The 13584-nt window shown below is 44.0% G+C and carries 13 protein-coding genes and 1 riboswitch; of the genes, 1 reads left to right on the forward strand and 12 read right to left on the reverse strand.

From position 1 onward, the window contains the following. Window positions 1-52 precede the first annotated feature (52 nt). Window positions 53-1018, reverse strand: coding sequence for a zinc-binding alcohol dehydrogenase family protein (locus RQP52_RS08325; RefSeq protein WP_315950758.1), 966 nt, complete (start codon window positions 1016-1018; stop codon window positions 53-55). A 221-nt stretch (window positions 1019-1239) separates the two neighbouring features. Here RQP52_RS08325 and RQP52_RS08330 point away from each other — a divergent pair, with 221 nt between their 5' ends. Beyond that, window positions 1240-1626 (forward strand): MarR family winged helix-turn-helix transcriptional regulator, encoded by a 387-nt coding sequence (locus RQP52_RS08330; RefSeq protein ID WP_315950759.1) that lies wholly within the window; start codon window positions 1240-1242, stop codon window positions 1624-1626. A gap of 123 nt (window positions 1627-1749) precedes the next feature. Here the strand turns inward: RQP52_RS08330 and RQP52_RS08335 are convergent, their stop codons facing one another. From RQP52_RS08335 to RQP52_RS08385, 11 genes are all read right to left on the reverse strand, one after another. Further along, window positions 1750-2355 carry a TetR/AcrR family transcriptional regulator gene (locus tag RQP52_RS08335; RefSeq protein WP_315950760.1) on the reverse strand — a complete coding sequence of 202 codons (606 nt, stop codon included), beginning with the start codon at window positions 2353-2355 and terminating at the stop codon, window positions 1750-1752. Between the two features lie 123 nt (window positions 2356-2478). After that, window positions 2479-3570: a GerAB/ArcD/ProY family transporter gene (locus RQP52_RS08340; RefSeq protein WP_315950761.1), complete on the reverse strand. Its 1092-nt coding sequence runs from the start codon at window positions 3568-3570 to the stop codon at window positions 2479-2481. Further along, window positions 3567-4727, reverse strand: coding sequence for a Ger(x)C family spore germination protein (locus RQP52_RS08345; protein WP_315950762.1), 1161 nt, complete (start codon window positions 4725-4727; stop codon window positions 3567-3569). The genes RQP52_RS08340 and RQP52_RS08345 overlap by 4 nt, the downstream gene beginning before the upstream one ends. Next, a complete protein-coding gene (locus RQP52_RS08350; protein ID WP_315950763.1) occupies window positions 4724-6121 on the reverse strand; it encodes a spore germination protein in 1398 nt (465 codons plus the stop codon). The genes RQP52_RS08345 and RQP52_RS08350 overlap by 4 nt, the downstream gene beginning before the upstream one ends. 147 nt (window positions 6122-6268) lie before the next feature. Continuing rightward, window positions 6269-7291 (reverse strand): ROK family transcriptional regulator, encoded by a 1023-nt coding sequence (locus RQP52_RS08355; RefSeq protein WP_315950764.1) that lies wholly within the window; start codon window positions 7289-7291, stop codon window positions 6269-6271. A 103-nt stretch (window positions 7292-7394) separates the two neighbouring features. Continuing rightward, on the reverse strand, window positions 7395-8471 hold the full coding sequence (locus RQP52_RS08360; protein ID WP_315950765.1) for a metallophosphoesterase family protein: 1077 nt from the start codon (window positions 8469-8471) through the stop codon (window positions 7395-7397). A 230-nt stretch (window positions 8472-8701) separates the two neighbouring features. After that, the gene (locus tag RQP52_RS08365) at window positions 8702-9502 is read right to left on the reverse strand and encodes a class I SAM-dependent methyltransferase (protein ID WP_315950766.1); all 801 of its coding nucleotides are present in this window, start codon (window positions 9500-9502) and stop codon (window positions 8702-8704) included. A 119-nt stretch (window positions 9503-9621) separates the two neighbouring features. Beyond that, window positions 9622-10719 carry a Gfo/Idh/MocA family protein gene (locus RQP52_RS08370; RefSeq protein ID WP_315950767.1) on the reverse strand — a complete coding sequence of 366 codons (1098 nt, stop codon included), beginning with the start codon at window positions 10717-10719 and terminating at the stop codon, window positions 9622-9624. A gap of 74 nt (window positions 10720-10793) precedes the next feature. Then, window positions 10794-11870, reverse strand: a complete 1077-nt coding sequence (locus RQP52_RS08375; RefSeq protein ID WP_315950768.1) for a GNAT family N-acetyltransferase — start codon at window positions 11868-11870, stop codon at window positions 10794-10796. A 50-nt stretch (window positions 11871-11920) separates the two neighbouring features. Then, a riboswitch (ZMP/ZTP riboswitch) is annotated at window positions 11921-12000 on the reverse strand. A gap of 66 nt (window positions 12001-12066) precedes the next feature. Further along, window positions 12067-12567: a CBO0543 family protein gene (locus RQP52_RS08380; RefSeq protein ID WP_315950769.1), complete on the reverse strand. Its 501-nt coding sequence runs from the start codon at window positions 12565-12567 to the stop codon at window positions 12067-12069. A 53-nt stretch (window positions 12568-12620) separates the two neighbouring features. After that, window positions 12621-13580, reverse strand: coding sequence for an alpha/beta hydrolase (locus tag RQP52_RS08385; RefSeq protein WP_315950770.1), 960 nt, complete (start codon window positions 13578-13580; stop codon window positions 12621-12623). Between the last annotated feature and the right edge of the window lie 4 nt (window positions 13581-13584).

Consider the following 13584-nt stretch of genomic DNA (forward strand, 5'->3'; position numbering starts at 1 on the left):
ATTTTTATCAGGTTCTTTTTTGATTTTCCGCATCTGCGCGGATGCCTTCCACCTACTTCGTCGGGATAAAGATAACACGCTGCCCGGCATAAGCAGCATCATTCCATACTTCTTCAACTTTGGAAAGCGGCAAAGATATCGAGTTCACTTCAAGCTTGTCTGCAGCAATCACATCGATTAAAGATGGCAGCTCGGCCACATATCCTGAGGTCGAGACTGAACCTTGACCGCTGCCTAGCAAACAAAAGTTGGCTGATCGAAGTGCGACGGAAGGCACTGCAGCCGTAGGACCTGCAATGGACCCAATCTGAATCCATGACAATGCCCGGCTTCGCTCCGATCTATTTTTAAGCAAGGGTAACATCGCAAGTTCTGCTGGTTTGCCCCACAAATAGTCGATGACGACGTCGACTTCAGAGGCAATCTCCCCCAGTCGATCAGCAGATTCCTCCGGATCACCCGCAAGGGAAACTGTCACGTCTGCCCCCAGATCCTTTAGGCCATTAAGGCGATTCTCATCTCGCCCAGCACCAATCACCTGGCTCGCGCCGAGAAGCTTTGCAATCTGCACAGCCATCTGTCCAGAATTCCCTGTTGCACCAAGAACCAGAACCTTTTGTCCCTGCTGAAAATCAATTCGACGGCGGAATGCTACCCAAGATGACATGGCTGGATTCATTGCCGCAGCAATCCGGATAGGATCAACATCATCCGGCAAAGCTACACTTCGACGAGTGTCAATGACGGCCTTTTCTGCAAACGTCCCTATCGATGAGTCAGGTGCAACAAAATAGATGAATTGACCATTAGCCATACGACCAACGCCATCGATGCCAGGAACTAACGGCAGTTGATCGGAACTTGTATAATGGGAACCATTGGCTTGTGATCGCACGCGGGGGTGCAAACCTGCAGCAATCACATCTATAAGAACATCATTTTTTTCAGAAGGTATGGGAGTATCGACAATTTCATATTTCGGAGCAGTATCGAACGAACGCACAACAGCAGCATGCATAAAATGACCTCCATTCACGTTTCACATAAATTTAGTTTGTTACACAAACAATATAACTCGCATGGCATACAAAATCAATATCTTTTATGATAAAATACAAGATGAATTCACAGCCGCATAAGCTGTCTGTCCTTTTAATCTTATATATTTTTTGGAGTGAAATAATAATGGATAATGACCCAACAACCCATACGATGGATCAATCGTTCCTTGATGGACTGGTGCAACTCTCTTTCGCCGTTCACTCTATTCTTGGCCAGGTCGGAGCAGAGCACGATCTTTCAATCATTCAAATTCGCTTGCTTGGCATTCTGCGGGATCGAGAACCTAGCATGATGCAGCTAGCCCAGTACCTTAACCTTGATAAATCCAGCATTACCGGTTTAATCGATCGCGCTGAACGCCGCGGGCTCGTCCAACGTACCATTTCTCCCGTCGACCGACGCGGATTTAATGTGAGTGTGACTCCTGCCGGTAGGCAACTTATTCAAGTAGCTAGTCAGGAGATTAAGCATCAAATCCATGCCATCACCGCAAATCTAACCCAAGCTGAACGTTTGCAACTGACCGCCCTTGCCGGTAAAATTTTAAATCATAATTTGCAATAAAAAATAGCCGCGATACGCGGCTATTTTTTAGATTACTTTCTTATTTGAAAGAGAAGTCCCTTTGTATTCAAAAAATCGAAATTCTAAAACCATGGGCAGCTAAGCTGGTCCGACGAATCGAACCTATCCATGATCTTTTACCGTATCATCCTTAGGAGAAACGGCATTCCAGCAGGAACAGATGGCTTCGTTGATACTTTCATTCGTTAACTCAAATATCCCGTACGATTGACCTTTTAACATATAGACGAATGACCCGTAATGCATTTGAACCATCATTTGCGCATCCATCGGCACGAACAACTTATGTTTAATGGCTTCTTCATATAATTTATTCATCGGTTCGCACCAGCCACCTGTATAGACCTCTCGCTTCACCTCATCATAGATGTAAGGTGAGAAAGAATACTGCTCGATGAATTGAAACCCTTGCGGATATTTTTCACCCAATTCAATGACCCGCTTCCAGCCCAGCTCAAACTTTTCACGGATCGTTTTGCCCTGTTGTAAGCCTTCGCGCACATAATGTCCATTAAAAGTAACAATTGCTTTATAGAGTTCGTTGACTATATCTTCCTTGCTCTTAAAGTAATGATAAATGTTTCCTGTCGATACACCGGATTCTTTGGCAATTAGCGCCATGGATGTAGCTTGTAGTTCCTTCTGAATGATGATGTTAAGCGTTGTTTCCAGAACGGCTTGCTGTACCTTGTTGTATTCACCAAACATGCTGTTCCTCCTTTCCCACTTATGAATTGAACGATCAATCTATTTTAAAATACACTTCATAGTCCTATTAGTCAACTCAACGTCTATCCCCGGATATTATCTATATTTCTTAGGGATCACCTGTTATTCATGCGCGAGCGAGCGGCCTCTTAGGAAACTAACGAACAATAAAAGGATCGGCAATCCCACGATGAAAATTGGGAAAATGTAAATAATCCATACCAACTTTGCGAAATCCAATAGACCTACGATATTCGCAGGAATTAAGGAAATTGCGAAAATGACAATCGCAGCAAATCCGATGAGAATCCGCCAGTTCTTAACACCAAGCAATTGCGCAGTTCCATAACTGTTAATAAACAAATATATGGCTAACTTGACGAACACGCTGAAAATCCAGATAAACATAATCCAGACATCCATATTTTGAATGAATTCTAAATAATTAATAAATCGAACCATGCTAAAATACGGATAAATTAAAGTTGAGCCGATATTCGTTCCAAATGTCATAATAACAAAAATTGCCGTTAATACAGCAACCAAGGATGGAATACAGATCGCAAGCAGCGCGGGCTTCAGCATCTTTTGCGAGTTCACGATAAAAGGCGTTAACATCATGATCATCATAGACTCACCTAGAAATGATGCGTTCACGAATGAACCCTTCAATATTGCCATAACCCCTGAGTCTGCAAATACAGGAAAAATTAAATCAGGGTGCAGATTCGTTACATTTAATCCGAAAGTAATGAGAATGCCTAACAGCAGCAAGGGTCCAGCCATTTCACTGAAGCGAGCAATAGCTTCAATGTTTCCCGCGTAATTGATGTAGACCATAGCGGAGATCATCATGATTGTGATGACCCAAATCGGTGTATCGTGAAACAGAAATTGCTTAATAAATAAGGAGAATATTCGCAAAATGTCTGCAGATACTGAAAACCAAACCATAATATACAATGCAGCGATTAACTTTCCCACCCATTTTCCACAAAGCTTCTGTGCAAACTCGACTAGTGTATAAGCCGAATGCCGCTGGCTAACGAGAACTAAAATCATTGTCACGATAATACCAATTACGCCTGCCAATAGTAGTGATATCCAGGCATCTTGTCTAGCTGTCTCAATCGTAGGAGATACCGTGAGCCAAATACTCATTGAAATTTCTAATGTTGTGAACATCCAAAACAATTGCCAACGCGTAATTTTCACGTTCTATCTCCTATTCCCGGGATACGCTTGCCAATATCTCCCGTATTCTGAATTTTCAATTTAACATTCACGGATACTTCAACAGTCGGAAATAGTTGATCCCATTTATCCCGAAGTTCCTTCCATTGGTAAGGATGGTCTCTATGAATTTCTTCACCGATCCCAAACACATCCTGGCCAAGTTGAAGCTGTATTTTCTTGATTGTTGCTTCTACTTTCTTGGCTTTCATTTCATTAAGCTTGCGTTCCAACGGGATACGTTCTGACGAAACGGAAATATCAATATCCGTGTTGTTCTCAAGGACTCTTCCTTTTCCCTCCAGTTTCACATAGGCTTTAATTGTATGGCCATTTACTTCAGTTCGGATGGATTTTTTTAAGTTGGATTCGTATAAAGATATGCTGCCTTCCTCGGTTTCTTCTGTGAGAAATTGATCCTTTAACACACCTTTCACCCAGAACAATTCCAGTGACTCTCTTCCGCTCACTTCTCCGACCATAGCCAATTTTTTATTAAAAATGGCTACGGATTTCACTTCGATGATCTCATTTTTCTCTTGTTCATTATTCGGCGTAATTTCAACCATGGGCATGCATGGCCGGATGCCATCTCGCCCTATATCAAGTAAGACGTCTCGTAAAGCCGTGTCCCCTAACCGGCAAAACCGATCTTGATTAACAGCCACAATTGCTGAGAACTGACTAAAAGGACTGTTGATTTTCAAAACGTCTTTACCTTCTCCATTATTGACAACGAAAATATCCGTACGCATCCGAGTATCTGTGTTTCGTGTAAATTGATCCATAATATCAACTAAACCTTTTTTCGCTAGCTTTTCACCAATAAAAATAGACCTGCGGTGTCCAAGAAAAACCTTCCTGGGAAGCTTGTCTTGAATTTGTTGTGTCAGATCAACAATGGTGGTTCCGGAAGCTGTAAGTACAATGTTAGCCCTTTTTTCGGTTCCTCCTCCTCCTTTACTGCTTTTGAAATCAGCAGGAACGGCAACCTGAGCGCTTTTTGTAAGTTTACCGTTCTCCGATAGATCTAGGGCTGTCCCTATCCAGAAAGCGTAATCATTAATTTCATTCCTATCCCAACAACCGGAAATGAACAGAGTTACTGTCAAAGACAGAATTAAACACAATTTCTTCATTGTTTTCGCGACGCTGATACGTATTTTCTGTTCATTCGTATAAGCGTGTCCTTCCAGAATTTTTTTCCAATTGGCGTTACCGGACTTAAATAAGGAACACCGAATGACTTCAGTGTCACAAGATGAATCATAACGAACATGATCCCGATGGCAACACCATACAAACCTAAGAATCCGCCCAATACAAGAAGTGGAAATCTTAGTATGCGATACGGTAATGCCAAACTATAGCTCGGAAAAGCAAACGATGCGATTCCTGTTCCGGCAACGATCATGACAATCGGAGCTGAAATAAATCCTGCTTGCACAGCAGCCTCGCCAATAACCAGCGCGCCTACGATACTTACAGCTGAACCAATGGCTTTCGGCAGACGGAGACCTGCTTCCCGCAATCCCTCGAACATCAGTTCCATCAATAGAGTTTCGATCACGGTTGGAAACGGTATGCCTTCTCTAGATACTGATATACTAAGCATTAACGCTAGTGGAATCATTTGCGGATGAAATGTGGTAAGCGCAACATACACGGAAGGTAGTAAGCAAGACACGAGGGTTAGCAAGAAACGTATAATTCTGACTGCCGAAACGTATAAGAAGCGTTCATAATGATCTTCTGCTGCTTGAAAGCCAGACCAAAATGTCATGGGCAGCAATAAAGCGTTGGGAGAGCCATCGACGATAATGGCTACTCTGCCTGCAAGCAGACTCGCGGCTACGGTGTCTGGACGCTCTGTGTTTTGGATTTGCGGAAAAAAGGATAAGGACTTATCTTCGATAAATTCTTCGATATAGCCAGAATCCAGCAGTTGATTCGTTCGAAAAGAATGAAGTCTGCTTCTGACTTCCTGAAGCAGCTCCGGCTTCACTTGATCTTCGATATAGGCTACGACAAAATCGGTATGGGTCAAATCTCCTGCTTGATGCATTTCGAACTTTAAGGTGGAATGGCTTATTTTTCTTCGAATCATGCTTAAATTTGTTCTCAGATCTTCGGTAAATCCCTCACGTGGTCCACGAATCGAAGCCTCATTAGACGGTTCATTAATTGCGCGTTGTTTGAAGTCAGTCAGGTCTGCTATATAAGCAAAAGGCTTGCCGTCCAAAAAAATAGCCGTACAGCCTTTCAAAACTTCTGCTACGATTTTTGATAATTCAAAAACGGGCGTATACTGTGTGAGCCTTGTAAAATCATGACTCATCATACACGCCGAAATAATCTGCTCCAATCGATCTGAGTCTGTCATTTCTTCAATATAAACGAGGAGAATATTTGAGTGATCCATAAGTTTTAACGGTCTAAATACGATATCGGAACAATTATGAAAAATATGCTGTAACGCATCATAATTCATCTGTACATTTTCGTGAACATCCGCTGGAATGCTCTGCTCCATGCCACTTCCCCCCTTCCTCAAGTCTCGGTTTATATCATGCGTGATTTCAAGCTGTTTTATTCCATAAAATAGAAAAGAAGCCCTGCTCTGAATGACCCTAGCAGTGCTTCTTTCGTCCCGAACAATACCAAAATAATCTGATTGCTATTAACTATCCGTAATCATCAAGTTTAATGCTAAATTCTGCAAGCCGGCCAGGTAGTCCTCTCTCCAGTTGCTCCTCAAGAGTTGAGGCAAATGTTCTTGCGGGATGTAGGCCGAGCTTCTATCTACAATCTTATTCAAAAGCACTTCGTCTACTTCATCATCACAGAAAACAACTGTCCGAGGGTTGATAATGGCAGTGAATGTGGCAATTAATCGTGCGATCGCATCAATCTGATTATCTTCAGCTAATAACATTCGATGGTTGCTGCCCCCATTTTGCAAGGCTTGCAGAAACGTCCTATTATCATACTGGGGTACGAATGAAATCTCACCTGAGAAGAAGGTGCTGCCTCGCACAACATCGCCATTAATCATAATGCCGGACCCTGGCCCGTTCTGGCCGAAATACAGATAGATCAGCGACTCATTCTCTATCTCGTAGTTCGACGCATATCCAAGTACCGATGCATTCATATCATTTTCAACCACGACGGGTATCTGAAATTTGGATTCGAATTCCCCTTTCAGATCATAGTTAAAGTACTGCTGATACGGGGGTATAAAAATGATTTTGCCATTTTCGACAGCGCCAGGCACTCCGATTGCAATGGAACGAAGCCTTGGATATTTCTCGATCAACGTTTCAATAAGGTCTCCAAGCATTTGTGCATCTTGTTGTATGACGCTTGGTTTGGTCCCCTGCTCTTTGACCTGCCCAAGACAGTTGAATATCGAATAATTGGTTTCATTTTTCTCGATGAAAATGGCCAGTCCCAACATGAACTCAGGATCATAGGTATACCTCTTTGCCCTCCTGCCCCCGCTGGAATCATCATCACCTGTATAACGGATTTCGCCGTCCTTCTCCATCTGAGCTATAAATTTGCTGATCGTCGGAAAGCTGATCCCCAATCTCTGACTGAGCTCCGCTTTTGTTGCACTACCTAACAAGATGAGCCCTGCACGGATACGGTAAATTAACGGTTCGTTTAGCTCTTTCGGCGTCTTAAAGACATTTGTCATATCGATCAGAACCTTTCCTATTAAAAACAATACCACTTATTAAATGAATTTAATAAGTTTAGGTTCATCTTATCAGATGTTGCAAAAAAGGGCAAGACGCCCCTTAACCTTTAAACCAGCCTTTTCCAAGCATGTTTAACCAATGAAATAGCTCCGTTAGCGGCAATCCTTCCACTATGTGAAAGCGTTCTGGCTTTTTGTCATTTCCCCCCAATGCTACTAAGAATTGTGCCTCTTGAATATAACGATGACGATAAAAATCACGTCCTTTAATGGCCACTTTATCCTTGTACACCTCAACATACAGACCTTCACTTTCTTCTGGGCCTAATGCCACTTCACCGCCGTGGCCGTTGTCTGTCCACGGTTGTTGCACAGACGATGAATTGACCATGGTGAAATTATCTTTGACAAGTGTATCTGGGGACTTCAATTCCCAATGCGTATGGCCGGAGAAGAAGATCACCTGCGGGTAACCTGATAATATTTTTTTCAATTCCTCATGTTGAACGATTGCTCTGTTATTCGTACAGCAGAAATGCGTGCCCGCCACACTATTGGGTAAAGGTTGATGCAAAAAAACAAAGACCGGCTTACCTGCATCTACATCATCCTTCAACTTCATACTCAACCAGTCCAGTTGCTTTTGAGATAAATAGGCATCTTCCAGATTTGCCTCGTCGGATTGCCGATATTGCTCTGATCCAAGAAAAATAAAATGATACCCTTGAATGAACTGGTCATAATAGACTTGCTTTTCACCCGTAAGCTGTAAGAATCGGGATATGGAGGCCTGTTCCGTCTCCTTGTTTGGGAATGAATCCGCCCGCCATACTCGGTTTGGATCGAACCATGCTCGATAGAACTCATGATTTCCGATTGTCCACGCAATCTTTTTCGGATGAGGATTTGACTTCAGCAATTCATTTAATTCCTCATAGTCAGATGACATTCCGTTTGTTAAATCTCCATTAATAACTAGCAAATCGGAACTTGGATTCAGATCGTTTAAGTCACTCAGTGCGGCAGCGAACTTGTGTTGGGACTGCTTATCCCATGACTGCACGTGAATATCACTGATAACAGGGAAGGATAATCTAGGCTTCTCTTCTTCCTTACCGTTGAGGGGAACAGTGAATAAAGCAAGCGATAACCCAACTTTCAATAACTCTATTTTCACTCCTGCCACACTCCATTTCCTTCCATGATGAATTCCGATATGAACTACCATAACGTTGGAATGTCAGCAGGGGATTTGGTGGAGCTTAAGGTTATATGAACAACTTGAGGTCTCTTCACAACACTTTCACACAACTCGACAAGATCCGACCTGAGTTACAGGCAAAACTGACTCAGTATAAAAATAAAAAAAGCTTGATTTCTCAAGCTTTTCCTCGAAAATGTTATTTTTCATACTTTCGTGGCTTGCAGCGAGAATGTGAGGGGAATATGGTTATCGGCGTTTTTCCATCGCCACCATCCATCCTCACCTTTTTCCATGAATGGGAATCGTTGGTTGTTTCCGTGTGGAAACTCATGGAGATAATCCAATCGAAGGCCGGCAGCAATCAAGGCATTCAGTATATTGCTGAAACTGTAGCTCCAGACATATTCAACCCCCTGCTGATTAGCTGCTGGATCAGAATGTGGGATAATTCCCTCAATTCGAACGGGCTCTTCCGTGTGAAAGTAAGGATAGCGTGTGAGCAATTCGGTCACATGGGCAGCATCATCAAAGACATTGAGAAACGGATGCTCCTCTTGCAAGTAAAATATCCCCCCAGGTTTGAGGAAATGCGCGATAATCTTCGCCCACCGATCAAGATCTGAGAGCCAAAACAAAACACCGCCCGACGTAAAAACGATATCGAACTTATCCTCGAGCACCTTAGGAAGTTCGTAAATGTCCGAACAGAGAAACCGCGCATTTAACCCTGTTTCCTGGGTCAAACGTTCGGCGAGTGCAATCGCATCCTCGGAGAAATCTACCCCAGTAACTTGTGCGCCGAGACGAGCCCAGGAGAGCGTATCCAAACCGAAGTGACACTGGAAGTGCAACAACGACTTACCGGAAACATCGCCTAGTTCCTCTCGTTCGATTGGGGTCAAGGTAATTTTGCCTGCCTTAAACCCGGAGATATCGTATCTTTTGGCATTGACGGCTGTACGGGCGTTCCAGTGTTCGCGGTTCCGTTCCGTATAATCAGTCATAGCAGTCACGCTCCTCTGACGTTCTGTCTTGTGATAACAGCAGCCAGCTTGTGATAAAACATAGATATACGGATAGCTCGTTCCAATATGCCTGTTCTTACTTCCTAATGCTCGTTCATTTAGGAGGAAGCATTTGCACCGTCGTGCGCCCAAGGCTGAGTTGTTGTCGTTAACTCTTCCCCCGACTCGATGGCCGCTTGCATCATAATAGACAAATAATGATCCTGCATAGCCTCTTCCAACCCATAGCATTCCGGCCCACCTTGCAGATAGTCCGCCATCTTGCTTAAACTCGTAGCGATAGCAATCTCATCGTCAGATAAGCGGCTAGGAACAAATGGATTTTCATATACCCATTCATCATTTGCTGTAATGCCTCGGTGATAGTACCCTTCAAGGTTACCATTATGGCCAGTATCGATTCTTCGCAGATCACCGTATATCGGTGTTTTGAAATCCCGCAAATAGCGGTACGTTTCGTCTGTTAGTTCTCCGCGGTTTCCACGAACGAGGATGCGATTTTTGCGAACCCAAGAAAAATACTGATCTCCTGTAAAATCAAACAGTGCCAGCTTATTTCCGAAGGAAAGTGTAACGATATCCTGGACAGAATCAGCCATGACTTCACTTTCGGGAGGTCCATTACGCCCAGGACCTTTCACCAGATTCGACGTAAATCTCTGTCCCCGGATGACGGCATTCTCGAAGTCAATGCCTAGCAACTTTCGTATCAAACTAATGCCATGGTAACCATGAGCTGCCGAGACTTGCACTTGAGAAACGTCGCCTAGTTTGCCGGACCTCACTAAAGCAATACGCGCAGCATGCATCGGTTGATACAAGTATTGTTCGGCTACCTGTACGTGTCCTTTCAGCTTTTTCAGGGATTCGTACAAGTCGATCATGGTCGCGATGTCCTTAGCCGGAGGTGTCTCTGTCAAAACGGGAATTCCCCGCTCAGCTAATTCCAATGTGCAGGAAGGCGCTGCCTCCCATGGGACGCATACGACCGCGAACTGAATTGGCCCGCTTGAAGCGAAAGACTCCATATCACGATAGGTTTTCACACCCCACTCATCTTCAATCTCCTTGCCGCGTTCCTCGTCACGGACTAGCATCGTACGGACGGTGAAATGCTGGGGCAGCGCTTTGGCAATCCGCAAATAAAAATCGGCTCTCCACCCTCTGCCGACAATACCGAATTCTATTAATGACATGACCGTTCTCCTCGCTTTCGTTAAATGCCACTATGATAATAGAAAACTTACAAGTTTTACTAAATTTTATTTTACTAAAGGATCTGCCGTTCATACAAGTGCGCGGTCCATCCTTGAGCTTCATAGCGTCCACAAAACGCGAATCCTTCACGGGTATAATATCTGTTGAGTGTCTTGTTATCAGCCATACAATCAAGGCGAATCCAAGATTTCCCTTTTTCTCTGATATAGCTTTCCGCCCAATTGAGCAACCGCGTGCCTATCCCCATGCCTGGATAGTCCCGAGAGGTCGCCAAACGATGCACATAGCCAGCATTTTCGTGGAATTGCTCGCCCCAGATCTCTTCGTCCCTCCATTGAATGGAAAAACAGCCGACGGGTACTCCTTCCATGTGCGCCACAAAAAACTCATCCTGTCGAATCAAATCGAACACATACGCTTGCGTAAACCTCTCCTCACGCCACTGAATAAAGCCTTGCGTCCGCTCAATCCACCTGGCTGCATGAACCAGAAGCTCTCGCACCGACTCTGCATCTGCCAGTTCTGCTCTGCGAATGTCCAGCTTGCCCTGCCAACAGTACTCCAGCCGTGCAGCTGTTTCCATCGCCAATGCTTCACCTGACAACCTTGCTACAACATGTAACGCCGCATCAAATCCTGTAGTTACACCGCCGGACATGACGATTCTTCCGTTATCAACATACCGGACATTCTTCACAACTGTCGTACCAGGTGAAAGCATGCCCTGTAAAAGGTCGTACGCCATCCGATTCGTTGTCACACGAAGCCCCTCCAATAAATCCGCTTTCGCCAGCAGTAAAGCGCCTGTACATATGGAGAGCACAATTTCGGCGTTGTTCGCCGTTTCACGCACCCAATTGATCAGTGGCAAATTGTTTATTTCTGTGCGAGCTCCCCACCCTCCAGGCACAATGAGAATGTCAATTGCAGGGCAAGTATCAAAACTAAATTGTGGCGTAATAGTGATACCGCTAACGGTTGTCAATGGGGTTGCCTTTTCGGCTACCGTAAAGACCTGAAAATTGCTGCTCAAATACCCAGCCACCCCAAATACATCATGAGGACCGGTAAAATCCAACGTATCAACCTTATCGTACAGCACAACTCCGACATGCCTTGTCCTCTTCATCGACATCATCTCCTCAGAAATAAAAAAGAGCACCTGACCCATTGGATCAAACGCTCTGCCCAGGCGATCGGCTATATGACATACGCGCTCCCCCGTAGTCCTCTACGTTTCGCCAGTTACGCATACCAGAATTTCCCTTTATTATACAAATAAAAAATGAAGCCGTCTAGATGAATACACTTATTTCCTGAACCGATCATTTAATTGGAACTTTAAATAGGACTAATAAACCAAAAGCGAGTGTTATGGAAATCACATACGTAAGTATTGGCCGACTGAAATGTAAACGAAGCATTGGAAACGTGATCATATTAAATACAACGGAATAAAGCATGGTCCAACCGTTAAAATGTTTAATCGCTCCTGTAAACATGTATATGACTTCAATGAGGGAATAAATGACGACCCATAATCCTATCCATAATGTTGCTTTAGCAACTCCTTTTGGGTATAAACCAAGGAATATCAGCGTTGTAGCTGCAAATGCCACTAAACAACATATTTCAGTACCTATCCCACTATGAATTGGAGGCTTCGACTGATGCTGCCATAGAGGGTAATCTTTTGTCAGCAAAATATAAAATACGTCTCCAAGCAAGAAATATAACATTGTTGCATGGTATTTTTGCCAATTTCGCCAGTCTCCCCAACGCCATGCCGAAAGGACAGATAATATAGCCATAGCAATGAAAATCATTTCGAATACCCCGTAACATTGCATCGTTTTACTTGTATTGTTCCCAGATCCATTTACACGTATGCTCTCTCACTTTCACGGATCCATGCATTTGCAAGCAGAATAGCTCCTCTTGCTGCAGCTGTGTCCGCAAGCGCGTTGAGCATGAGGAAATCATGAATTGTACCTTGGAAGCGTACAGCTGTAACCCGAACCCCGGCTTCTCTCAATTTATTCGCATATGCTTCTCCTTCATCCCTTAGTACGTCTGCTTCAGCTGTAATCACAAGTGCTTCCGGAAGTCCTTTCAGTTGTTCTATGGAAGCTCTTAAGGGTGAGGCGGTTATTTCCGCTCTCTCTCCTGGATCAGTTGTATACTGGTCCCAGAACCATTTCATAGCATCCTGGCGAAGGAAATATCCTGTTGAAAAGTCTTTATAAGACTCCGTCTCAAACGACGCATCAGTGACTGGATAAAAAAGCACCTGTTTGCGGATCTGAGGACCTCCGCGCTCTTTGGCCATTAAGGTAATGGCAGCGCTCATATTACCACCGACACTATCCCCTGCAACTGTTATGTTGTTTGAATGTAATCCCTTTTCTTTTCCATGCTCGGCAACCCATTTTAGAGCGGCAAATACTTCCTCAATCGCAACCGGATATCTTGCTTCCGGCGACAGGCTGTAGTTTGTAAAAACAACTGCGGATTGAGACCCAACCGCTAATTCTCGAGTTAATCGGTCATGCGTATGGACATTTCCGAAGACCCAGCCTGCACCGTGAGTGTAAAGAATTACTGGTAAGGAGCCCGAATGGTTTTGAGGACGAATAATCGTTAGAGATATGTCCCCTTTGAGCCCTCCCGGGATTGTTAAATTCTCCACGTCAACAGGCAACTTGGCGATAGGTCCGTTTTGAACTTCGTCAACGGTTTCCCTTCCTTTTTTCGGCCCTAAATCAAAAAGAAATGGTGGGTTAGCTGTAGCTTTTACAAAGTCTTGTGCTGCTTTTTCAAGTACGATTTTCTTCTTCATTTTT

Origin of the sequence: Paenibacillus violae, from assembly GCF_032461945.1 — a bacterium.
GTDB lineage: Bacteria > Bacillota > Bacilli > Paenibacillales > NBRC-103111 > Paenibacillus_E > Paenibacillus_E violae.

Excerpts from the sequence above, each read along its gene's own strand:
- RQP52_RS08335 (WP_315950760.1), bottom strand. The coding sequence starts at position 2,355 with ATGTTTGGTGAATACAACAAGGTACAGCAAGCCGTTCTGGAAACAACG.
- RQP52_RS08345 (WP_315950762.1), bottom strand. The coding sequence starts at position 4,727 with ATGAAGAAATTGTGTTTAATTCTGTCTTTGACAGTAACTCTGTTCATT.
- RQP52_RS08355 (WP_315950764.1), bottom strand. The coding sequence starts at position 7,291 with ATGACAAATGTCTTTAAGACGCCGAAAGAGCTAAACGAACCGTTAATT.
- RQP52_RS08385 (WP_315950770.1), bottom strand. The coding sequence starts at position 13,580 with ATGAAGAAGAAAATCGTACTTGAAAAAGCAGCACAAGACTTTGTAAAA.
- RQP52_RS08375 (WP_315950768.1), bottom strand. The coding sequence starts at position 11,870 with ATGAAGAGGACAAGGCATGTCGGAGTTGTGCTGTACGATAAGGTTGAT.
- RQP52_RS08370 (WP_315950767.1), bottom strand. The coding sequence starts at position 10,719 with ATGTCATTAATAGAATTCGGTATTGTCGGCAGAGGGTGGAGAGCCGAT.
- RQP52_RS08350 (WP_315950763.1), bottom strand. The coding sequence starts at position 6,121 with ATGGAGCAGAGCATTCCAGCGGATGTTCACGAAAATGTACAGATGAAT.
- RQP52_RS08380 (WP_315950769.1), bottom strand. The coding sequence starts at position 12,567 with ATGATTTTCATTGCTATGGCTATATTATCTGTCCTTTCGGCATGGCGT.
- RQP52_RS08325 (WP_315950758.1), bottom strand. The coding sequence starts at position 1,018 with ATGCATGCTGCTGTTGTGCGTTCGTTCGATACTGCTCCGAAATATGAA.
- RQP52_RS08365 (WP_315950766.1), bottom strand. The coding sequence starts at position 9,502 with ATGACTGATTATACGGAACGGAACCGCGAACACTGGAACGCCCGTACA.